General features: G+C 67.4%; 19 protein-coding genes. 8 read left to right on the top strand and 11 right to left on the bottom strand.

The genetic code is table 11. From position 1 onward, the window contains the following. Positions 1-65: 65 nt before the first annotated feature. Complete coding sequence (locus tag P0Y59_11080; protein ID WEK02190.1) at positions 66-2966, top strand: TonB-dependent receptor; 2901 nt, start codon at positions 66-68, stop codon at positions 2964-2966. Further along, positions 2963-5035, top strand: a complete 2073-nt coding sequence (locus P0Y59_11075; GenBank protein ID WEK02189.1) for an Atxe2 family lasso peptide isopeptidase — start codon at positions 2963-2965, stop codon at positions 5033-5035. The genes P0Y59_11080 and P0Y59_11075 overlap by 4 nt, the downstream gene beginning before the upstream one ends. Here P0Y59_11075 and P0Y59_11070 read toward each other — a convergent pair. From P0Y59_11070 to P0Y59_11040, 7 genes are all read right to left on the bottom strand, one after another. After that, positions 4942-6699, bottom strand: coding sequence for an asparagine synthase-related protein (locus P0Y59_11070; GenBank protein WEK02188.1), 1758 nt, complete (start codon positions 6697-6699; stop codon positions 4942-4944). The genes P0Y59_11075 and P0Y59_11070 overlap by 94 nt on opposite strands. Beyond that, positions 6696-7241 (bottom strand): lasso peptide biosynthesis B2 protein, encoded by a 546-nt coding sequence (locus P0Y59_11065; GenBank protein WEK02187.1) that lies wholly within the window; start codon positions 7239-7241, stop codon positions 6696-6698. The genes P0Y59_11070 and P0Y59_11065 overlap by 4 nt, the downstream gene beginning before the upstream one ends. Positions 7242-7367: 126 nt before the next feature. Further along, the gene (locus tag P0Y59_11060; GenBank protein WEK02186.1) at positions 7368-7496 is read right to left on the bottom strand and encodes a benenodin family lasso peptide; all 129 of its coding nucleotides are present in this window, start codon (positions 7494-7496) and stop codon (positions 7368-7370) included. Between the two features lie 109 nt (positions 7497-7605). Beyond that, the gene (locus P0Y59_11055; protein ID WEK02185.1) at positions 7606-8208 is read right to left on the bottom strand and encodes a GntR family transcriptional regulator; all 603 of its coding nucleotides are present in this window, start codon (positions 8206-8208) and stop codon (positions 7606-7608) included. Then, entirely contained in the window at positions 8205-9098 is an 894-nt protein-coding gene (locus P0Y59_11050) for a phytanoyl-CoA dioxygenase family protein (GenBank protein WEK02184.1), read from the bottom strand. Before P0Y59_11050 ends, P0Y59_11055 begins: the two co-directional genes overlap by 4 nt. Further along, entirely contained in the window at positions 9088-9705 is a 618-nt protein-coding gene (locus P0Y59_11045) for an acyl-homoserine-lactone synthase (GenBank protein WEK02183.1), read from the bottom strand. Before P0Y59_11045 ends, P0Y59_11050 begins: the two co-directional genes overlap by 11 nt. Positions 9706-9785: 80 nt before the next feature. Further along, the gene (locus P0Y59_11040) at positions 9786-10523 is read right to left on the bottom strand and encodes a LuxR family transcriptional regulator (protein WEK02182.1); all 738 of its coding nucleotides are present in this window, start codon (positions 10521-10523) and stop codon (positions 9786-9788) included. A gap of 373 nt (positions 10524-10896) precedes the next feature. Between P0Y59_11040 and P0Y59_11035 the strand changes: the two genes are divergently transcribed. Continuing rightward, a complete protein-coding gene (locus P0Y59_11035; GenBank protein WEK02181.1) occupies positions 10897-11532 on the top strand; it encodes a DUF2285 domain-containing protein in 636 nt (211 codons plus the stop codon). 60 nt (positions 11533-11592) lie between these two features. Here the strand turns inward: P0Y59_11035 and P0Y59_11030 are convergent, their stop codons facing one another. After that, the gene (locus P0Y59_11030; GenBank protein ID WEK02180.1) at positions 11593-12093 is read right to left on the bottom strand and encodes a MucR family transcriptional regulator; all 501 of its coding nucleotides are present in this window, start codon (positions 12091-12093) and stop codon (positions 11593-11595) included. Positions 12094-12429: 336 nt separating this feature from the next. Here P0Y59_11030 and P0Y59_11025 point away from each other — a divergent pair, with 336 nt between their 5' ends. Both P0Y59_11025 and P0Y59_11020 read left to right on the top strand, forming a co-directional pair. Then, positions 12430-12705, top strand: a complete 276-nt coding sequence (locus tag P0Y59_11025) for an HU family DNA-binding protein (protein WEK02179.1) — start codon at positions 12430-12432, stop codon at positions 12703-12705. Further along, positions 12705-13196, top strand: coding sequence for a YbaK/EbsC family protein (locus P0Y59_11020; protein ID WEK02178.1), 492 nt, complete (start codon positions 12705-12707; stop codon positions 13194-13196). Before P0Y59_11025 ends, P0Y59_11020 begins: the two co-directional genes overlap by 1 nt. A gap of 34 nt (positions 13197-13230) precedes the next feature. Here P0Y59_11020 and P0Y59_11015 read toward each other — a convergent pair whose 3' ends face one another. From P0Y59_11015 to P0Y59_11005, 3 genes are all read right to left on the bottom strand, one after another. Continuing rightward, positions 13231-13518: an I78 family peptidase inhibitor gene (locus tag P0Y59_11015; GenBank protein WEK02177.1), complete on the bottom strand. Its 288-nt coding sequence runs from the start codon at positions 13516-13518 to the stop codon at positions 13231-13233. A 758-nt stretch (positions 13519-14276) separates the two neighbouring features. Next, positions 14277-14681, bottom strand: a complete 405-nt coding sequence (locus P0Y59_11010; GenBank protein WEK02176.1) for a helix-turn-helix domain-containing protein — start codon at positions 14679-14681, stop codon at positions 14277-14279. A 13-nt stretch (positions 14682-14694) separates the two neighbouring features. Then, positions 14695-16656, bottom strand: coding sequence for a TonB-dependent receptor (locus P0Y59_11005; GenBank protein ID WEK02175.1), 1962 nt, complete (start codon positions 16654-16656; stop codon positions 14695-14697). Positions 16657-17294: 638 nt separating this feature from the next. Here P0Y59_11005 and P0Y59_11000 point away from each other — a divergent pair. From P0Y59_11000 to P0Y59_10990, 3 genes are all read left to right on the top strand, one after another. Continuing rightward, on the top strand, positions 17295-18266 hold the full coding sequence (locus P0Y59_11000; protein WEK02174.1) for a zincin-like metallopeptidase domain-containing protein: 972 nt from the start codon (positions 17295-17297) through the stop codon (positions 18264-18266). Between the two features lie 2 nt (positions 18267-18268). Continuing rightward, complete coding sequence (locus tag P0Y59_10995; protein ID WEK02173.1) at positions 18269-18748, top strand: DUF2958 domain-containing protein; 480 nt, start codon at positions 18269-18271, stop codon at positions 18746-18748. Between the two features lie 86 nt (positions 18749-18834). Next, positions 18835-20652 (top strand): ParB N-terminal domain-containing protein, encoded by a 1818-nt coding sequence (locus P0Y59_10990; GenBank protein WEK02172.1) that lies wholly within the window; start codon positions 18835-18837, stop codon positions 20650-20652. The last annotated feature ends 249 nt before the right edge of the window (positions 20653-20901 follow it).

The following is a 20901-nucleotide window of genomic DNA, read 5'->3' as shown; positions in this document are numbered from 1 at the left end:
ATCGCGGCGCCGCCGTCTCCCGGGTCGATCAGCAGAAACCTGCTGACACGACCAAGGAGGGGACAATGCGACATCTGGATTTCTGGCCCGGCCTGGTATGTTCGGCCGCCATCGTGACGGCGGCGCCCGCTTATAGTCAGGATCGGGCGCGGGAACACGTCAGGCTGCCCGCGCAATCACTCGACCTGTCGCTGCGCGCGGTGGCGACGATGTTCGGACGCAATGTCAGCATGCCGTCCGACCTGGTTGCCGGGCACAGCAGCCCGGCGATCGATGGACGCTATAGCTTCGAGGAAGCAGTCGCGGCGCTGCTGGACGGAAGCGGGCTCGAGGCGGTCCCCGCCGGGCGCGGCATGGCGGTCCGGCGCGCGCGGGCGCCGGCCGGTCATAGCGAAGATGTGGTCGTGACCGGCACGCGCATTCGCGGCGCGGCACCAGCCGGCGAGCATGTCCTGGCGTTCGATCGCGCAGACATCGACCGGAGCGGCTATGCGACCACGCAGCAGATCGTCCAGTCGCTGCCGCAGAATTTCGGCGGTGGCCCTAATGAAGCGACCTTCGGCTTCACGATCCGCAACAACGCCAATGCCAATGTCGGTTCGGGGGCAAGCGTCAACCTGCGCGGCCTCGGCGCCAGCTCGACGCTGACGCTGATCGACGGCAACCGTACCGCGCTGGGCGGCGTTGCGGCCATGTTCGTCGACCTGTCCTTGATCCCGTCTTCGGCGATCGAGCGCATCGAGGTGCTGCCCGACGGGGCTTCCGCGATCTACGGGTCGGATGCGGTCGCCGGCGTGGTGAACGTCAAGCTGCGGAACGACTTTCGCGGCGCCGAGACGCGCGCCCGGTTCGGCGCGGCGGACGGTTTCACCGAAGCGCAGGCCAGCCAGCTGGTCGGCGTCGGCTGGTCGTCCGGCGGTATCACGCTCGGTTATGAATTCTACCGCCGGGGCAATCTCGCGGCGTCGGACCGGCCCTATGCGACCGAGGACCTGCGCCCGTTCGGCGGGCAGGACTATCGCCGGAACTTCGCCAACCCCGGCACGATCATCGCCGCCAACGGACAGGTTTTCGGGATTCCGGCCGGCCAGGACGGCAGGAGCCTGACCCCGGGCCAGCTGCTCGCCGGCCAGCCGAATCTCGCCAATGGCCGGGCCAACACCGATATCCTGCCGCGCCAGGACCGGCATTCGGTGTTCGCCTCGCTCACCCAGTCGCTCACCCCGTGGCTGCGCTTCACCGCGCAGGGCTTCTTCGCCGACCGCCGGTCGGTGCGCCGCTATCTTCCGGACAATGACGGCTATGTCGTCGTGCCGGTGACCAACCCCTTCTATGTCGATCCGATCGGCACCAGGCAGCCGATCACCGTCAACTACAGCTTCGAGAAGGACCTCGGGCCCGAGACCTTCCAGGAGGCGGTCAGGGCATGGAGCGGGACCGCCGGGCTCGAAGCGATGATCGGCAGATGGCGTGCGGAGCTGCGCGGATCCTATGGCGATCAGCGCGAGGACAGCCTCGAGACCAACACGCCAAATTATTATTACCTCGCCCGGGCGCTGGCCGACACCAATCCCGCGACGGTGTTCAATATCTTCGGTGACGGATCGTTCACGCCAAAGGCAACGATCGATCGCATCCGCGGCTGGTATGATTCGCGGGGGTTTTCGCGGGTCCGCACCGGTGCGCTGAAAGGGGACGGGCCATTGTTCCACCTACCCGGCGGCGACGCCCGCATGGCGATCGGCGGGGAGGTGCGCCGGGAGAGTTATAATGCCGCCGCGACCTCCTATCTGTTTTCCGCCACGCCATCCGATGCCGGGTCGGCCGGGTTCCCGATCTCGCGGACGGTGTCCGCCGGCTATGCCGAGCTGTCGCTGCCGATCATCGGCGCCGGCCAGCACATCCCGCTGGTCGAGGCGCTCGATGTGGCGCTCGCCGGACGGGTCGAACATTATAGCGATGTCGGCACGACGACGAACCCGCGGGTCGGGGTAAGCTGGAAGCTGGGCGGTGGCCTGTCGCTGCGCGGCATCTGGGGGACGTCGTTCCGCGCGCCCGGTTTCGCGGATGTCCGGACGGGCAGGGGAACGGCATTGTACCTGCCGCTGTCGGTCCCCGATCCGGCCTCGCCGACCGGGCGCTCCAATGTCCTCGCGCTGATCGGTGCCAACCCCGCTGTCGGTCCGGAAAAGGCCACAACCTGGATGATTGGCGCGACCATCGCCCCCGGGCGAGCACCCGGTCTCAAGCTCGATATCGGCTATTTCGACATCAGCTATCGCGACCGGATCGGCGATCTCGGCACCGATTACATGTCGTTCCTCGCCAACCGGCCGCTTTATCAGGCGCTGATCACCGACAATCCGTCCGCCGCACTGCTCGGCGGCTATTATGGCGACCAGAATTTCCGCAATCCCTACAATATCGCGGCCACCGCCATCCGTGCGATCGTCGACGGGCGCACCCGCAACCTGTCGGCGCTCCATATGAACGGGCTCGATATCGACCTTGGTTATGCCGCGACGCTGGGTGGCGCGTCTGTCTCGACGGGGGTCAGCGGCACATGGATCTTCCATGCCCGCCAGCGAATCACGCCAACCGCGCCGGCGGCCGATATCGTCTCGACGATCGGCAATCCGGTCGATCTCCGCTTGAGGGGGCGGCTGATCGTCTCGAAAGGGCCGTGGAGTGCCGCGGGTTTCGTCAACTTCGTCGATTCCTATCGCAACACCGCCGTCTTTCCCGCCCAGCCGGTCTCGAGCTGGACGACCATCGACCTTCAGATCGGCTGTGACCTCGATCGCCTCATCGGGGGCACGCGCCTGTCGCTGAGCATCTCGAATCTGTTCGACCGCCAGCCGCCCTATGTCGAAAATGCCTCGGTCTATTCAGCCTCGGGGTTCGACCCGGAAAATGCCAGCCCGGTCGGTCGCATGGTCGCGCTGCAGCTGGTCAAGAAGTGGTGAGCGGGGTGTTTGCGGCGGCGACGCTCCTCGCCGGGCTGCCCGGCACGGCGCAACCACCGACCATCACCGCGATGGTGGAACTGACCGATCTGTCGAGCATCGCGGTATCGCCCGACGGGCGCCAGGTGGCGTTTCGGATGGAAAAGGCCTCGGTCGCGCGCAATGCCTATGACCTTGCCTGGTATGTGGTCCCGTCCGACGGCTCGGCACCACCGCGGCGCATCGCGGCGGCGGGAGAGGGTGACTGGCGCGACGGCATGCTCGCCCCCGAGCCGCCGGTCTGGACTGGGGATTCGCGCTCCATCCTCTACCGCGCGGTCGTCGGGGGAGCGGTGCAGGTCTGGCGCGCGGACACGGGCGGCACCGGCGCGCGGCGACTGACCGACGATGCCGCCAATGTCCGGGGGTTCGCGCTTACCCCCGGCGGTGGGGCGATCATCTATGCCGTCGGGGCGTCCCGCGCGGCGATCGAGGACGCCGAGACGCGCGAATATGACAGCGGCGTGCTGATCGACGCGCGGGTCGATCCGGCCCGCCAGCTGTACCGCGGGGCGCTGATCGACGGCCGGCACACCAGCGATCGTCTGTCGGGCCGGTGGTTCACCTTCGGCGACCTGCTCGCCGGCACGCCGAGCCTGTATCGCGTGCTCGACCTGTCGAGCGGGCAGTCGCGCGACGCCAGCCAGGCGGAGCATAAGCTGGTCGAGCCCGCCGCGCAGCCGATGGACAAGGTCGATGGGCGCGCCATCCTTTCCGAGGCGCGGTCCGGCGACGGGCGTGGCATCGCCTACTCGCTGGTCGACGGGCCATCGGCGATCGTCGCGATCATGCGGCCCGGGCAGGCGGTGCCGCTCTATTGCCGGTCGCCGCTGTGCCATCAGCTGATCAGGGGCGTCGCCTGGCAGGGGGGCTCGGGTAACATCCCCTTCGCCGCGAGCGACCTCGCGGCCGACCAGACCCTCTATCTCTGGACGCCCGCCACCGGGGTGGTGCGGCGCATCGCCGGAGGCGAGGGGCGGCTCGAGGGCGGACGCGACGGCAGGCGCGGCTGCGCAGTCGATGCCGTCGCCGTCTATTGCGTCGCGGCGTCGGCCAACAGCCCGCCGCGGCTCGTTCGGATCGGCATCGGCACGGGTGCTGTCACGACACTCGCCGCGCCCAACGCCGGCCTGGACGGCGATGACCGGCTCCGGTTCGAACCGCTCGCCTGGCGCGATCGATCGGGCCACCGGTTCGCCGGGCAATTGATGCGGCCAACCGGGGCGCCGGGGCCCGCGCCGCTCTTCGTCACCTATTATCTGTGCGACGGCTATCTGCGCGGTGGGACGGGCGATGAATTCCCGCTGCGCCAGCTCGCTGCCTCGGGTATCGCGATATTGTGCATCAACCGGGCGGCGCTGGACGCCGCGCCAGGCGATCAGGTCGCGCACTATCGGCGCGCCGGGGCGGGTGTCGGCGCGGCGATCGCGCTGCTCGCCGAACGGGGCGTCGTCGATCCGCACCGCGTCGGGATGGGCGGGGTCAGCTTCGGCGGCGAAGCCGCGATGTGGATCGCCCAGCATGCGGGAAATCTCGCCGCGCTGTCGGTCGGCAACACCCTGTTGTCGCGCAGCTATTATTGGCTGGGTGCCATGCCGGGACGCGAAGTTCCGACGATGCTCAAGCAGGTCTGGGGGCTGGATGGTCCCGATGTCGACCGGGAACGGTGGCGGGCCCTGTCGCCCGAACGCGCCATCGATGCGATCCATGCGCCCCTGCTGATGCAGCTGCCCGAGCGCGAGTTCCGCTACAATGTCGAGCTGGCGGCGCGCCTCGGCCAGGCGTCGAAGCCGGTCGAGCTCTGGGCGTTCCCCGACGAAACCCATCTGAAATACCAGCCGCGGCACAAGGTTGCGATCTACCAGCGCAACCTCGACTGGTTCCGGTTCTGGCTCCAGGGCCATGTCGACCCGGATCCGGCCAAGGCCGCGCAATATCAGCGCTGGCGCGCCATGGCCGGCACGGGGTCGGACGCCGCGGCGACCACGCCGCGCGCCCAGGCTTCGGTGTCGGCGATCGGCAGCAGATGATAGAACAGCGTGTCGCGATTGGCGAAGGGGCGGTCGAGACAGGCTTCGATCGCGGCGATGTCGAGCAACCCGGCTGCCGCCAGAAGCCCGTCGAGCAGGAAGGGTTTGAAGCGGTCGCGGTTGAGCGCGAACGTGCGCGCGCAAAACGCCTCCATGCCGCCCTTGGTGCGCCGGTCGAGGGTGAGGTCGGGGAGCAGGCCGCGGAACGCGGCGCGCGCCACCGCACGATCCCGGCCGCCGGCGACCCATAGCCAGCTCGGAATCGCGACACAGGCCTCGACCACCGGCTGCGACAGGAGCGGGAAGATCGACCGCGCGACCTGCTGCCGACCATAGCCGTCGAGATGGGCATAGGAGGCGAGGATCGCCTGGATGTGCGCCCGCGTGCCGCCGAGCGCGTCGTCCGGCTCGACGAGCCAGGGATGGTCCACCGGTTCGTCGGGGAGGCGATCCCCGTTCAGGAAATGGCCGTTGCGCCGCCAGATCGGGCTGGGACGGTGCCGTCTCCTCTTGCCGAAGGTGAGCCCGGCCACTTTCCACAGATCCGCCTGATGGACCTCGGCCACGTCGCCGATGCTGTGCAGCAGGCCGAGACCCACACCCTCGGCATGAAGCCTGTCGACCGCGGGTGCCACGGTGCCGAGCGAGCAGAACACGCAGTCGCCGCCAGTGCCGTTGATGAACCCGGTCACCTCATGCTCCTCGCCGATCGTCGCGAACTGCCGGTCGGCGAGCCGCAGCATCGCGAGCATCCCCGGTCTTGGCGCGAGCGCGGCGCTGGCGGTGAGATCGATGTCGCCATCGACCAGCTTTTCCACTAGCGTCATCCCGCAGCGCGCGGCGACCGCGCGTGCATAGAGCCGTTCATCGCCTTCCGGCCCGGGCGTCGACAGGTTGATGGCGACCGCGTGCCGTCCGGTCGCCGCCAGTGCCGCGGCGACGATCGACGAATCCAGTCCGCCGGAGAGTTCGAGCGCGAGGCTGTCCGATGGTGCGACCAGCGCTTCGACCGATTGCAGGACGGCGGTGCGGACCGTGCGTGCCGAATCGTCGAACGAGAGCCTGTCGCCCGATGGGGCGAAGTGCCAGGGCGACCATAGATTGATCCGGTCGCAGCGCGTCCCCCGCTCGATCGCGCCGCTGCCGGGCATCACTTCATCGACATCGGCGATGCCGGTGTCGCCGGTGTGGAGATGCGCGAAAGCGAGATGATGGGCGACGAACGTCCAGTGGATCGCCGCGCGCACGGCGCCGATGTGGCGCAGCAGGGCGATGTCGGAGGCCAGCCAGGCGACCGGTCCTCGTCTTGCCCGATAGGCATGCACGCCGCCCGAGGGCGCGCGTACGATATGCACCGCGGCCCCCGTCGGATCGGCGATCAGCGCGACATAATCGCCCCAGCACCGATCGATCAGGCTATTGGCGAGGGTGGCGGGGGCGGCGCCGTCCAGCCTCTCGACCGGCGCGGCGGCACCCTTGCGGAAAACGGATCCGAGCGCGAGCCCGTTCGCGCCGAGCGCGGTGGTCGGCATCGCTGCATCGGCATAGACCGTCAGTAACGGATTTTCGAACCGCAGCTCGAGACCCGGCGGCGGCGTGGCGGGGACATCGGCTTCCGGCCGTCCGGCCGGATGGAGGACGGCGAGGAAAGCCGCGCCGGTCATAGGACGAGGATGGGCGAGAAGGTCCGGGCATGATCGAGCGCATCGTTCAGGACCAGCGCCTCGCTCTGTGCCCAGCAATGCGCCGCGAACGGCCACGCCTCGACCCCGAACACCAGCCGGGGAAAATGGCCACGCCTCGCGGCAAAGCGCAGGAACGCCAGGGTGTCGGGCAGGCATTTGCTGGCGAGCGGCACGAGGCGGCGATAGCGGTTGAAGCGCCGGGCGAGCGCGGCAACGCATCCGGCCGGGGCGACGTGCCCGCCGGTCCGGCGCCGTTCGAGGTCGGCGATGTTCCAGTCCAGCGCACGCCGCGCGACCCGGCGCCGCGCCGCGGCAACCAGATAGGCGACTTCGGCCGCGGCGAACGCGTTGAACGACTCACCCGGGTGGTTCGCTTCGATGGCGCTGCGCTGCGGGGCGGGAAGGCGGGGTGCCGGCACGGATGACCTGTCCCGTGCCGCCGCCTCGATGAGACCGAGGCGTTCGAGACGGTCGAGCTGGTCCGGCTGTGCCGACCTGCCAATAGCGGTCGCGCTCGACATCGAGGATGATCGCGCAACCGGGAAAGCTGCGGTGCGCGATGCCGGCACGCAGACGAAGCGTGTCCATCGCAACGACCCTTTTCGTGAAAGGCGGGCGGGTCGTGTTGACTCGCCCGCCAGGGAGCATCAGTCGTCGTCGCTGATGCCGACCACACGCGTGAAGGCGCTGAGCTCGATCTGATTGTCGGGCGGCCCCTGGGTCTCGGTGCTGGCCGCACCAAGGTCGATCAGCTCGGTATGAGGATCGCGTTCCATGTGACTTCTCCTTCATGTCGCGAGAATGCGACATGAAGGATAGTAGGAGCGTTCCAAAAATACAGAAAATCTATAGTTGTTGTATAGTTGGAATATATCCTCACTATATTCAGGAAAGGCCGTGCAGGGCCTGGACTATCTGTGGAACGACGCCGATGCGGATACGGTGATACAGGAGGATCTGTCGCGCGGCCGATGTCCTGTCGTCTTGACGGAGTGCCGACTGGAGGGCGCCAAGGTCTTGCCGGTCCTGTGGCAGGATATGCGATTCCGCGATCCTCGCCGTCGCCAGCCGGTCGTTTGCGGCGTCGATCGCGCGGACGATCTCGCTATTGCCCGACACGACCGCGATCCTGCTGAACAACGCGCGGGCGGTCGCGGCATGGTCCTGGTCCGGGCGCGCCGGCGGATGCGTGCTCGTGCCGCGGCGTCCCTGGCGCAGGGCGATACGCACTATCTCCAGATTCCACAGATAGAGGCTGCGCAGCCCCGATTCGGTCACCCGCGGCAGGAAGAACCCCTCGGCGAGCCGCATCTCGACCAGATGCTCGCCTGCCAGCCGGTGCAGCGCGTCGCGTACCGGCGTCGCGCTGCTGCCCAGCGCATCGGCATAGGCCGCCGGCTCGAGGCGTTCGCCGGGCGGCACGCTGCCCGAGAGCAGGCGCTCCTTCAGCGCATCATAGACGCGCTCGGAGGTATGACCGGCATTCATCGGCGCTGTCGCTGGTCGGCGACATAGGCATCGACCAGCGCTGCCTGATCGGGGCGCAGCGCGTCGACCGCCCCGATCCGTTCCGGCACGGCTTCGTCGAGCAGGATCGACGGACAGCGCCCTTCGAAATTGCCGAGATTGGGACGGTGCTGGCGGTAGCCGACCAGCGCTGCGAGCTCGGGCGGGAAGGTCCGCGCGATCGCCGGCGGATAGGCCAGCCACTGATTCTCATAGGGTTTAAGCCAGCCGAGGCAGTAGCTGACGATCATGCCGCGACGGACATCTGTGCTGTCGTTGCCGCCCGCGCCGTGCAGGGTGGACCCGAGGAACAGCAAGGCAGCGCCCGGCCGCAGGTCGGCGACCAGCGGTTCGGTTGCGGGAACCGGCTCGAGCGCCGCGGCGCCATGGCTTCGCGGCCAGACCAATGTCGCGCCATTGTCGGCACGATAGTCGGTAAGGGGCCACATGACATTGACGAGATACTCCGTCTCGCCGATCGCCCCGCGCCACATGTCCTGATCGCGGTGCGGCACCTGGGCAAGCGCGCCGGGGTGGAGCGCGAGCGCCTGGGTGAGGTTCAGCTGGATGCTCTCGCACCACGGGGCCAGCACCTGCCCGACGATCGCGAGCACCAGCGGATGGCGGACGAACGACGCTGTCTGCGGCGACCGGATCAGCAGCCTGCCGAAGCGCTTGGTGCGCGCGCCGTAGAAGCCGCCCCGGCAAAAGGGCGTCGCCGCGAAATCGGCCCGGAGATCGTCGTCGAGCCGCCGTGCCATCGATGCCGGGACGATGTCGCGGATGATGCAATAGCCGTCGCGCAGCAGCTGTCCGGTCCAGTCGCGCACCAGGTTCTCATCGACCGAGAGGCAATCGGCATCATGCGGCATCGCGCGTCTCTCCGATATGTGGCGGCGCGGCGGGGATGCCGGCCGCGGCGAGCAGGCGCGGGGTCTCCCCATCGATCTCGATCGCGAGCGCGACGAGCATCCGGCCGTCACTCATCCGGGGCGGGCCGAGCGGCCGGCATCGCCAGCCAAAGCCGAGGATCTGCCGGAACCAGGCGAGGTCGGCGACCCCGGTATAACCGGTGATCCCCTGCGCGGCGCCGAACCCGGCGAGCGCGGCGATCAACCGGTCGCGCGCATCGCGGCGCGCGGCGGCGTCGATGCGGCGATCGAGGCAGAAGCGGGTCACCTCATAGATATCGGGCCCGCGCGGCGGGTCTTCGTCGCACAGGGTGCGATACAGGTCGGCGAGGATATGCGGACGCGTGGTCGGCAACAGGCGGGCCGATGCCAGATGGCGACCGTCCCGCCCCGCGACGACCAGATAGACGGCATGTTCGTCGTCGAACTGGTCGACTTCATACCGTCCGTCGAGCACCGGGACGTCCCAGCCGAGCAGGTCGACAAAGACCTCCTTGCGCGCGACGAACATGCGCCGCAGCACCTCGCGTTCCCCGGCCGGATCGAACGGTTCGACCATGTGCAGCATTTCGCCCTACTCCTATCGTGCGTGCGGGCAGAATGGTCGTCCGGAACAGGGCTGCCGCGCCATTCCCAGAAATGGGGATATCAGCGCTCGACAATGTCCGCGAAGCTGAGCGTCCCATCGAGCAGGGCGAGGATCAGCAGGATTGTCCGTTTGCGCACCCCGTAGCGGCCCAGGGCCTGTTTGAGATGCTGGACCACTGTCTCCTGGCTGATGCCGAGGATCCGCGAGGTTTCCCAGGCCGTCTTGCCGCGGCCCGTCCAGAGCAGGCAATCGCGCTGGCGAACGGTAAGCTGCGGAGGATGCTCCAGCCGGCCTGTCCGCCTAGCCTGGATGCGGCGGGCGCCTTCGAACGCGACGATACCGACGAGTTGGGCGAGCGGCAGCACGTCATGGGCGATCGTCCGGCCGCGGCCGACGGCGAAGCTGCACGAGCCATGCGCCTCGCCGATAATGGTGAAGGGAACGGTGAAGCCGTCGGCCAGATCGTGGCGCCGGGCGAGCGCGAAGACCTGCTCGTCCGCGGCCGTCAGGTCGATGAACTCGGAAATCCGGTTCCAGCGAAAGCCCGCGCCGGTGCGATAGCTCGCCCGGTGGATCGGGTCCGACAGGCCGAACCGATGGCGGTCGAAATAGGCGATCCAGTCGTCGGGATAGGTGGACAGGCGGATCGCCGGCGCCTGATTATGATGCGTCAGGGCGAACCGGGTAAAGCCCATCCGCCGTGTCATCTCCTGGAGCAGGCCGGAAAGGTCCTGGTGGTCGTTGGCGGCAGCGACGGACCGGGTGAAGTCCTCGATAGCGATACGCGTACGCAACATGCGTCGTACCGATCGAAGGTGGCGCCTCAAGCCGCCCGATCCCCCTCGATCGTCCTTTCCTGTTCATCCAGGCCCCGTGTCGGATCCTCGTGTCCGTCGCAGCCGGATAGCAAAAGGGATGCGCTCCATAGCAGATTGGCGGCATTGGACAAATCGGCGATGGGTCAACGTCGCGTTCATCGTCCCGCACGTCCCGGTGCGGCATAATTGGCAGGGCCGCCCCCTTTTCACGACTGGCGCGATCCGGCGCCCTATGTCGGCCTGAAGGGCATCGATCGCGCCGGCCTGATGTGGGAATGGCTGCGCCGCGACCCCGACTATATCGCCTGGTATATCTCGGCGAGCCGCTCGACCCGCGGGGGTGCCGACGACCATGACCCGCTCTCCTGGGGGCTTCATTTTCGCCGAGGATCCACAGCGCGCCGCGCCCGACGCCTGCCTGATCTGGCAGGCCGCGCTCGATCCGGGCACGTTACAGATGGTCGCGTCGCCGGTCGATAGCGACCATGCCGATCGTTTCGATCCCGCGCGTTTCCGCTGCTGGTTCGCCATCGTCACCGATCCGGCTGGCCGCGAGCATGCCGTGCTGTCCGACGGCTATCATCACATCCGGATCGATATCGAGGAGGGGAGCCTGGCGGCGGGCCGTCCCGTCCTTCTTCGCTACGCGCTCCAGGGCGTAGTCGGGGCGGGCGCCGAGGCGCGGCTGGCCCCGCTGCGCCGCCTGGTCGGGCTCTATCGGACCGGCCGCTTCCTGCCCGCATTGTTCCCGCCGGATCGCCGGGTCGAACGCGCGCTCGCCGCGCTTCGTGTCCATGATGCCTTGAGCGCCGGCGCCTCGCAGCGCGACATCGCGATGGTGCTGTTTGGGACCGAGCGAATCCCCGCCGACTGGCGGACGGCGTCGGACTCGCTGCGATCCCGTGTCAGGCGTCTCGTTGCGGAAGCCCGGCGAATGGCGGGCGGTGGATATCGGTGGCTGCTGCGCCGCGACGGGGAGGGGGCGTAGCGCTCCGTGGCAACGCGCTTGCGCCACGCTACGTCGTCGCGGCGCAAGCTGCTCTCTTTGTCAGGCGCTTTTCGCTTTGCGCGGTGCCCGCTTGGCCGGCGCGCGCGCAGCGGCGGGCACCACCGCGCGGGCGGCACGGCCCTTCTGGCCGAGACCAATCTTGTGCGCCATCGCGCGTCGCGTCTCGGAATAGGCCTCCGACACCATCGGATAATCGGCCTTGAGATTATAGCGCTCGCGATACTGTTCCGGCGTCAGGCCGTGGCCTGACAGATGGCGCTTCAATGTCTTGTAGGGCTTGCCGTCGATCAGCGAGATGATGTGATTCTTCGACGCCAGCGACTTGCGCACGGTCACCGCCGGCACAAAGTCTTCTGGCGCCTCCTCGACACTGGCGGGTACTTCCGGCGCGACGGTTGAAAGCTCGGTTAGTGTTGCGTGCATCGTGCGCAGGAAGGCCGGCACGTCGTCGGCGGCAATCCGGTTGTTCTGGTTGCCGAGCCAGGCGATGGTGAGTTCGGTCGCAAGTTCTACGGGATTGAGTGTTGTGTCGTCCGTCATGTCGGTGTCCTGATCGTTGTTCAATGCTGGGGAGGATGTTGCAGCATTCCTGCTGTGAAATGCGCCTGTGGCAAGTGGCGTACGAAAGTATTGCCTGCAACCGATTACATGGTCCTTACACTTGAGGATCTGTGCCAGGATCGCACCACAAGACAAGGCGGCGCTCACAATCGCTGCCACCTGATATCGCGACGGCATCATTCAATATCATCTTCGGGTGCAGCAGAGCTGCCGCTTCCGACAAAGCCATTGCCTGCGGCAAAATGCCGGCATCGACCCGCTGGACGCGGTCCATCGCCGCTCATAAAGCGCCGCCTCTCTACAAGGAGTATGCGGATGAACACGACCGGCCTGGCTGACCACATCGCGGACGCGCACGGCGTTTCGAAAGCCGACGCGCGCAAGATCGTCGACGGCGTGATCGCGGCGATTTCCGACGCAGCCGCGAAGGGCGATGAGGTGGCGCTGAACGGGTTCGGCAAGTTCAAGGTCAAGGACACGCCGGGGCGCCAGGGGCGCAACCCGGCGACGGGCGCGGCCATCACGATCGCGGCGGCCAGGAAGCTGACCTTCACGCCCGCCAAGGCGCTCAAGGACAAGCTGAACGGCTGATGGGGATCGATGCGGTCCGGGCCTTTTTGAAGGCCCGGGCGCCCGACATCGCCGTGATCGACCAGGCATCGAGCACCGCGACAGTGCTCGAAGCGGCGGCTGCGCTCGGCGTGGCACCCGGCCAGATCGCCAAGACACTATCGCTGCGGGTCGGCGATCGCGTGGTGCTGGTCGTGGCCGCGGGCGATGCGCGGCTCGACAATCGCAAGGTCAAGGCCGCGCTCGGCGCCCGGCCGCGCATGCTCGCGGCGGACGAGGTCGAGCAACTGACCGGGCATCCGGTCGGCGGGGTTTGCCCGTTCGGTCTGGCGGCGCCGCTCCCGATCTATTGTGACCTGTCGCTCCGGCATTTCGAGCAGGTCTATCCCGCCGCAGGCTCGCGCACCGCGTCGGTGCGGTTGAGCCCCGACCGTCTCGCCGGGCTGGTCGATGCGCAATGGGCCGACCTCTGCACGTCGCCCACCCCTGATTTGAACCCGGACCCCGGCTGATCCTTGCGCCCATGAGCTGGACGTTAGCCTGAGCTTAGTAGCAGCCTACACCTTTGATCGTGCCGCTTTCGTCCAACAATACGTTGATTCTTCCGGTGTTGAGGTCTGCTAATATATCCTCTCCAGGCACAATCCATCGAAGCTGCCGCGCGTTCGTCACATGCTGTTCTATGGTATCACGTGTAGCTTGGTCGGCTTTGCGGCCAACGAAATAGCGCAACTGCTTTGCGCCGCATGTATCGTTGCGCGCAGCCTGCGCTATCAGGCGCTCGCCAGTGCTTTGACAACCGGCAAGCAGGGAGGCAGCACCGAGCAGCGCCATCGGGCGCTTAGCGATCGCATACATTGTGAATCCGCTCATACATTGAGGGTAACCTAAGACGGGTAAACGACGGCTTGCCACGAAATTTAGACCGCGTGTCAGATTGGGCTTGACCAAGACCGCTGTTAACGAACGATCGCTGGTGCTCTGGCCAGCCGGGGCTGGCCTTTGATGGAGCGGGGCTCGGACGCACACTGCCGGCGCAGGCTTCGGCAGGGTGCGGCGCCTGATCGCGGCCCCGCGGGCGCTCGCGTTACACGGCCGGGCGGCGCGCCCGGTTTCGCTGGCCGGCGACAGGCCCCGCCGGCTGGCGCGAAGCCCGGTTCGACGCCGCTGATCCGGCCGCTCCACGCGGGAGCCCGTTCCTCGTAAGGGCCGGCGGTGCCCGCCGACGGTTCGGATCGTCGCCGCGTGCGCGGCGGCGTGTTTGTGGCCTTTCCCGGAGGCGCGGGAGCGGGCGGCGCTCCCTGCTAGGCCCGTCCGCGTCCCCGGCAAGCCTTGCTGCGCTGCGGCTCCTCCACTCCCGTTCCGGCCCTGCGCCACCCCGCCGCCCTGGCGGCGGGGACCCCGGACTTGGGTGCCGTGTCCGCTTCAGCCGGGCCTTTCCGGTCGCTGCTGCCGCCCACCCCCGCCTCACATGGGAGAGGTGTGGGTCAAGGCCCATTATGTCGCCATCGCGAGATGTCTCCGGAACAGCGTGGGGCTGTCTTGCCGGTTCGCCGGCCCCCTCAATCTCAGGCCGGCATGGCGAATAGCATTCAATGCGGCGCGACTGGACCAAGCGCATCGATAATCCGGCATTCGCCAATCGTGCCGCCCTCGCAGGCGTCGAGCAGGGACTTCAACTCGCGTCGCAACGCGGACAGGTCGGCCAGCTTCCGATCAACCTCGCGCAGATGTTCGGTCGCGATCCGATCCACATCCGCACAATGCTGGCTACGATCATCCGAGAGGGCAAGCAGCGCTCGAATCTGATCGAGCGAAAAGCCCAGATCTCGCGAGCGACGAACAAACGAGAGCCGGCTCAGTTCGGCGTGACCATAAGCGCGATAGTTGCCAGCGGTGCGCGACGGCTTGGGTAAGAGGCCGATCCGCTCATAGTAGCGGATCGTCTCGACCTTGGTGGCGGTCGCCTTGCCCAGTTCGCCAATCGTCAGCGCCATGACATTCTCGATCTCATCTCGATCCGCCGAAATGGAGGCGGACGCCTCCGTTCACAACACGTCCTTCAAGCGGCGCCCAGGCATCCGCCGTCCACGCGCCGCTTGGCAATCGCTGTGGCAGGAGCAGCGGATCATATCTGGTCTGTCGGATGTCGAGCAGGTCTTCGGCGTTGATGAACAGGCTGACCTTGCCGAGGATGATCTCGGCCATCGCACCGAGCTGGAAATAGGGTTTGCCTTTGCTCCGATAGGGGTTGTCCTCCAGCTCCTGTCGGCCGGTATAATAGGCTTCCAGCCCGATTTTGCCCTTGCCTTCCTTCTCCCAGCTCCCGACCAGCCCGCCCGAGTGGCGCGGTGTAAGCGGGACGGCCCGCCTGCCCAGACCACCAGGGTTCGGTTCGCTCGCGTCGACATAGACGTAGCTGCCGGTGACATTGAAGTCGCCCAGCCGGTAGCGCAGCAGCAACTCGGCACCGCGCGTGCGGGTAAGGCCATCGGCGTTGATCAGCCTGACATGATCGGGGCCGTCATCGGCGAGTTGAACCGCGTGGCTGATATTCGAGCCGAACAAGGTCAGGCCGGCCTGCAAAGGTCCGGCCCGATAGCCGATGTCCACCGATGCCGTATCAGCCGTCTCTGCCTTCAGTCGGCCCAACGGCTCAAGCCGCGACAGGCCCGGCTCCTCCAGTTCCTCGACGAACGGCGTCGGCGCGTAGAAGCCGCGCCCAACCGACGCGCGTATCGTCCATCGGCCGGGACGGTAGAGCAGCGATAGGCGCGGGCTGATCCTCGAACCATATTCGCTGTGGGCATCCCATCGGGCACTGCCGGCGAGTGTGACCCGGTCCGCCACTACTTGTTCCACCTGCCCGAATAATGCCGGGACGGTGTAGGTATATTCCAGATCGCGAAGTTGGAGAGAACGGAACAGGTCGGCCTGGAAGGCAGTGCCCACCAGCCAGGAGGTGCCACCAGATTTGGCGGTGAAGGATGCCTCGCCGAAGAAGCTGCGGCGGCGATCATCCTCAATGGTGTCGCCATAGCGGTGGTCATCCCTCTGCGTCATGCCGGAGGCGCGGAGGTGAAGCTCGCCCGGCGCTAGCGGAAGGTCGGCGACGATGCCGGCGTCGAGGCGCTTGCTGTCGAGGGTCTGGCGAAAAGGCAAACCGTCGGGCGCGACCTGGCCCGGCAATGTGCCGCCGTCGCGTTGCTCGGTCATGCCGCCAACGGTGATCAACAGCTTGGCGCCGCTCGATCCCCTCCAGAAAAGACGCGGTCGGAGCGTCCAGCGATTATAGCCCGGTACGTCCGCCCAGCCATCGCGGTTCAGGTCCTGAACGCTCTGGCGATCATAGCCGCCGGTGACGGAGGCGCTCCAGCCGCCCGCCAGGGGCGTTGATGCATAAGCGGTCGCATCCTGCCCGCCGAGGCTGGTCGTGTTGAGCAGGATGTCGGCCTCGGGCTCGGGCGCGGGACGGCGCGAGACGAGATTGATGACGCCGCCCAAGGCCGAAGGGCCATAGAATGCGGAGGCCGCCCCCTTGATGATCTCGACCTGTCCCAGGTCGGTCGGCGGGATTTGCAGCAAGCCGATGGCGGGAAGCTGTCCGCCGTAGAGCGGCAGGCCGTCCGAGAGGAGCTGGGTGTAGCGACCCTTCAGCCCCTGGATGCGGATGTTGGCTGCGCCAAGGGAGGGTGAGGTGATCTGTGTCCTGATGCCGGGCGTTTCACTGACGAGCATGGCAATGTTGCCAGGCGTCATCATCAGTTTCTCGTCGATCTCGTCGCGATCGAGCACCTCGACGCGGATCGGCTCCTTGTCCGCGCTGCGCCCGGAGCGCGTCGCTTGAACGACGATATCCTCACCGTCGCTTTCAGTGATGGCCGGCTTTTGATCCTGGGCCAGCAGCGGGGCACCGAACGAAGCGGCGATGATGAAAGCAGCGACTGATGCTGATCTACGAACGCGAACCATATATGGTGACAGCCCCTGCATCTCGCGACGCCGCAATGCCACGGCCGCGTTGAGGCAGGTCCATAAAGGCTGTAGCTACTACAGGGTCAATAGCTCGTTGCACGGTTGAATCCAGACCCCGTCGAGCCCGGCCTCCTGGGTCGACACGAACGGGAACACCCGTCCAGTTTTCGCCTCCGCTTTCGATCTGATCGCATCGAGAAGAAGGTCGCTGAGATCGTCGTCTGAATTGGCGCGTCGCTCACTGCATCGATCATGTCCATGTCGGCCTCGAATATAGTCGCCGATGTCCGAGACGGACGTCGGCTCGATATCATCATGGTCAAGCATCTGCGGTCATCGCGTGCCGCGATGGCGTTGTTTGAGTCCTGGCCTTTGGTCGGGGGTGGGCGGTGCTTCCTGCTAGGCCCGCTTCGGCGTGCCGCAACATTCGCTTCGCTCATGTCCTCCACTCCGTTTCGGCCCTTCGGGTGCGGCCCGCCGCGCGCAGCGGGCCTTTTCGGTAGCACCTGCCGCCCACCCCCGACCGGGGCCAGGAACGCGCGATGTGGTGTCGTGTGTGGCCCGGTCTGGACCCCTCCCATGGGGTCTTCCGGGGAAGGCCATGGGGTTTTTGCGGGCGGCGTTGGAGGCTTGCGATGGCACACGGCAACAAGCGCGGCGCGCGCGGCAAGCGGGGGAGCCAGACGGCACCCGCTCCCGCGACCAGCCATGCCAATATCTATGACGAGGTGACGCAGCGGATCATCGCCGAACTGGAGGTGTGCCGCTTTCCTTGGGTCCAGCCTTGGGGCCGCGCCGGGGGCAGCGGTCCCGACCTGCCGCGCAACGCGCTCACCGCCCGCAATTATTCAGGGGTGAATGTCCTGATCCTGTGGGGCGCGGTCATCGAACAGGGCTGGCCCTCGCAAAGCTGGCTGACCTTCCGACAGACCCTTGAGGCTGGCGGATGCGTCCGCAAGGGCGAGCATGGCGTGACCGTGGTCTATGCCGACCGCTTCACCCCCGAGGCCGAGAAGGAACGGGCGCGGGAGAGCGGCGAGGACGCGCGGAGCGTGCCCTTCCTCAAACGCTTCACGGTGTTCAACATCGCGCAGTGCGAAGGGTTGCGCCCCGGCCTCGCCGCCGACCCGGCACCGTTGCCCGAACGCGAGATCGTGCCCGTCGCGGAGCAAGTTATCGCGGCATCGGGCGTCGATTTCTTCATTCGCGGCGACCGGGCTTTCTACGCCCCCGCGCTGGACGCGATTGTCGTCCCGCCACAGCCCGCTTTCTTCGACCAGATCAACTATTATCGGACCGCGTTGCATGAACTGACCCATGCGACCGGCCATCCCTCGCGGCTGAACCGCGAGCTGACCGCCAGCTTCGGCAGCAAGGACTATGCCCGCGAGGAACTGGTCGCCGAAATGGGCTCGGCCTTTCTGTGCGCCGCGCTCGGCATCGTGCCGACCGTGCGCCATGCCGATTATCTCGGCAGCTGGCTCGCCGTGCTGCGCGAGGACAGCCGCGCGATCTTCCGCGCCGCGTCCGCCGCGAGCAAGGCCGCCGACTGGCTGCTCGCGCGCCACCGCGAAGGCGCGGCCCCCCTGCTCGCTGGGGAGTGCTGACCATGGAACTGCTCACCCCGGAACTGCGCGCCGCGCTCCGCGCCAATGCGGACGCGCAGCTTGAGGCGCAACGCACCGACCGCCGCGAACCGGACCCCGTGCCGGTCGTCAAATTCTTCTCGCCCCTGAGCGCGGCGACATGGCTCGCGACCGAACTCGATGCCGATGGCGACACCTTGTTCGGCCTCGCCGATCTGGGGTTCGGCTGTCCCGAACTCGGCTCTTTCAGCCTGTCCGAGATCGCGGCGGTACGCCTGCCGTTCGGCCTCGGGATCGAGCGTGATCGCGGTTTTGCCAGTGCCGTGCCGCTCTCCGTCTGGGCCGACACCGCGCGCCACGCGGGCTCGATCCTGTCGGCGGCGCAGTTGCTCGGCCCGGTCGAGGCGCACCACCGCGCACAGGCCTCGGCACCCCCGATGCTGGACGACGCGCCCGCGTCGCTTCCCGACCCGCTTCCGCCCCCGGACCCCGAGGACGGCTGACGCGCGGGCGCGTCTCGCCCGCTTCAAGCCGATCCCGTCTCGCAACCCCTGTTCGACGGGACCGGCACTCGCGAAGGAGCAATATCATGAAACTCGACTTCATCGATCTTGGCAAGCTGTCGGTCAGCAAGGCCAATATGCGCTATGCCAGAAAGGCACCCGACGTGACCGACATCCTGCCGACCGTGCGCAAGCGCGGCGTCGTCGTGCCGGTGCTGGTCTGCGCCCATCCCGTCGCGGACCCGGTCGAGGGGGAGCGTCCCGACACGTTCGAAATCGTCGCTGGCGCGCGACGCTATCATGCCGCGCTGATCGTCGCAGACGAACGCCGCGCGGCGGGGAGCGACGTCGAGCCGATGCCCTGCGCGATCCTCGACGCGGGCGACGACGCCGACGCCATCGAGGCGTCGCTGATCGAGAATATCGCCCGGCTCGATCCCGATGAGGTGACTCAGTGGGAAAGCTTCACCCGGCTGGTGAAAGAGGGCCGCAGCACCGACGAGATCGCCGCGACCTTCGGCCTGCCCGACCTCGCCGTGAAGCGCGTGCTGGCGCTCGGCAACCTCCTGCCGCGCATCCGCGATCTTTATCGCCGGGAGGAGATCGACACGACGACTGTCCGGCACCTGACCCTCGCCAGCAAAAGCCAGCAGAAATCCTGGCTGGCGCTGGCCGGTGACCCGAAAGCCTATTGCCCGGTCGGACGCCAGCTGAAGGCATGGCTGTTCGGCGGTCAGTCGATCGCCGTCAGGCACGCCTTGTTCGACGTGGCGGCGAGCGGCCTTGCGACCGTCACCGACCTGTTCGGCGACGATGCCTATTTCGCCGATGGCGACGCCTTCTGGGCAGCGCAGAACGCGGCGGTCGAGGAGCGCGCCGAGGCGGTGCGCGCGGCGGGCTGGGCCGATGCGGTGATCGTGCCGGTGACCGGGCAATTCGCGGCATGGGACTATGAGAAAGCGGCCAAGCGCAAGGGCGGGCGGGTCTATTTCGACGTGCGCGGTTCGGGCGAGGTCGTCATCCATGAAGGCTATGTCTCGCGCAAGGAAGCGCGGCGCCTCGCCGAAGGCGGCGAGAAGGAGACCGCGACCGCCAAGGCCGTCAGGCCCGAGGTGACCGCCGCGATGCAGGACTATATCGCGCTCCACCGTCACGCTGCCGTCCGCGCGGCGCTGATCGGGCATAATGGGATCGCGCTGCGCGTCATGGTCGCTCAGGCTGTCGCCGGGTCGCCACTCTGGACGGTCAGGGTCGAACCGCAAGCGTCGCGCAACGACGCGGTGCGCGAAAGCATCGAGAATGTCCCCGCCGAAACCCGGTTCGACGAGCAGCGCCGTGCCGTGCTGGCCCTGCTTGGCTTCGATCCCGACACCCCGACCGTCACGCACGGCGATGTCGGGATGTACGGCGCGACCGGGGTATTCCTGCGGCTTCTGGAGTTGCCGGACATCGCGGTGATGGATGCCCTCGCCATTGTCGTCGGCGAGACCCTCGACGCGCGCAGCCCGCTGGTCGACGCGCTCGGCACCGAACTCAAGGTCGACATGGCGCCGGTGTGGCAGGCGGACGACGTGTTTTTTGAGCTGGTCCGCGACAAGGAGGTGCTGCGCGCGATGATGGCCGAGGTGGCGGGCGCCACCATCGCCGGGGCCAATGCCAATGAGAAGGGCAAGACGATGACGCGCATCATCCGCGCGCATCTCGACGGCAGCGAGGGCCGCGCCAGGGTCGAGAATTGGGTGCCGCGCTGGCTGGCCTTTCCGCCCGCTCACTACACGCCGCGTGGCGGGGTCGCGTCGGTCGCGGCGCACGCGGAGGCCGAGGACGCACGTAACGACAACCAGCCCGAGCCGCCCGACACGCCGGCCCCGGCGGCGGTCGAGCCGCTGCCGCTTGCGGCGTGATTCTCGCCGGGCGGGCGGTTCCTGCCGCCCGCCCGGGCCTTTTTAGGGGGAGGGGGCTGACATCCGGCCGCGCGCCCTCGCGCCTTGCAGGTGCTCGGGCGCGCGGGATTTTTTTGTCAGATCGCGGATCGGTCGGTGGGGGTGACCGCGTCCGCCCCATTTGTGGTCATTGAACCAGCTTGTAGGGTGGCCCCGCAACGGTCGTCCGTTGTCTGTCGTAGAATGTTAGAACCGACATCGGAGATGTTA

The sequence above is a fragment of the Candidatus Sphingomonas phytovorans genome, assembly GCA_029202385.1.
In the GTDB taxonomy this organism is placed as follows: domain Bacteria; phylum Pseudomonadota; class Alphaproteobacteria; order Sphingomonadales; family Sphingomonadaceae; genus Sphingomonas; species Sphingomonas phytovorans.
The sequence above is the reverse complement of the archived record's forward strand: the minus strand, read 5'-3'. Positions and strand labels throughout refer to the sequence as shown.

Excerpts from the sequence above, each read along its gene's own strand:
- P0Y59_11080 (WEK02190.1), top strand. The coding sequence starts at position 66 with ATGCGACATCTGGATTTCTGGCCCGGCCTGGTATGTTCGGCCGCCATC.
- P0Y59_11070 (WEK02188.1), bottom strand. The coding sequence starts at position 6,699 with ATGACCGGCGCGGCTTTCCTCGCCGTCCTCCATCCGGCCGGACGGCCG.
- P0Y59_11065 (WEK02187.1), bottom strand. The coding sequence starts at position 7,241 with ATGTCGAGCGCGACCGCTATTGGCAGGTCGGCACAGCCGGACCAGCTC.
- P0Y59_11060 (WEK02186.1), bottom strand. The coding sequence starts at position 7,496 with ATGGAACGCGATCCTCATACCGAGCTGATCGACCTTGGTGCGGCCAGC.
- P0Y59_11055 (WEK02185.1), bottom strand. The coding sequence starts at position 8,208 with ATGAATGCCGGTCATACCTCCGAGCGCGTCTATGATGCGCTGAAGGAG.
- P0Y59_11050 (WEK02184.1), bottom strand. The coding sequence starts at position 9,098 with ATGCCGCATGATGCCGATTGCCTCTCGGTCGATGAGAACCTGGTGCGC.
- P0Y59_11045 (WEK02183.1), bottom strand. The coding sequence starts at position 9,705 with ATGCTGCACATGGTCGAACCGTTCGATCCGGCCGGGGAACGCGAGGTG.
- P0Y59_11040 (WEK02182.1), bottom strand. The coding sequence starts at position 10,523 with ATGTTGCGTACGCGTATCGCTATCGAGGACTTCACCCGGTCCGTCGCT.
- P0Y59_11035 (WEK02181.1), top strand. The coding sequence starts at position 10,897 with ATGACCCGCTCTCCTGGGGGCTTCATTTTCGCCGAGGATCCACAGCGC.
- P0Y59_11030 (WEK02180.1), bottom strand. The coding sequence starts at position 12,093 with ATGACGGACGACACAACACTCAATCCCGTAGAACTTGCGACCGAACTC.
- P0Y59_11025 (WEK02179.1), top strand. The coding sequence starts at position 12,430 with ATGAACACGACCGGCCTGGCTGACCACATCGCGGACGCGCACGGCGTT.
- P0Y59_11020 (WEK02178.1), top strand. The coding sequence starts at position 12,705 with ATGGGGATCGATGCGGTCCGGGCCTTTTTGAAGGCCCGGGCGCCCGAC.
- P0Y59_11015 (WEK02177.1), bottom strand. The coding sequence starts at position 13,518 with ATGGCGCTGCTCGGTGCTGCCTCCCTGCTTGCCGGTTGTCAAAGCACT.
- P0Y59_11010 (WEK02176.1), bottom strand. The coding sequence starts at position 14,681 with ATGGCGCTGACGATTGGCGAACTGGGCAAGGCGACCGCCACCAAGGTC.
- P0Y59_11005 (WEK02175.1), bottom strand. The coding sequence starts at position 16,656 with ATGGTTCGCGTTCGTAGATCAGCATCAGTCGCTGCTTTCATCATCGCC.
- P0Y59_11000 (WEK02174.1), top strand. The coding sequence starts at position 17,295 with ATGGCACACGGCAACAAGCGCGGCGCGCGCGGCAAGCGGGGGAGCCAG.
- P0Y59_10995 (WEK02173.1), top strand. The coding sequence starts at position 18,269 with ATGGAACTGCTCACCCCGGAACTGCGCGCCGCGCTCCGCGCCAATGCG.
- P0Y59_10990 (WEK02172.1), top strand. The coding sequence starts at position 18,835 with ATGAAACTCGACTTCATCGATCTTGGCAAGCTGTCGGTCAGCAAGGCC.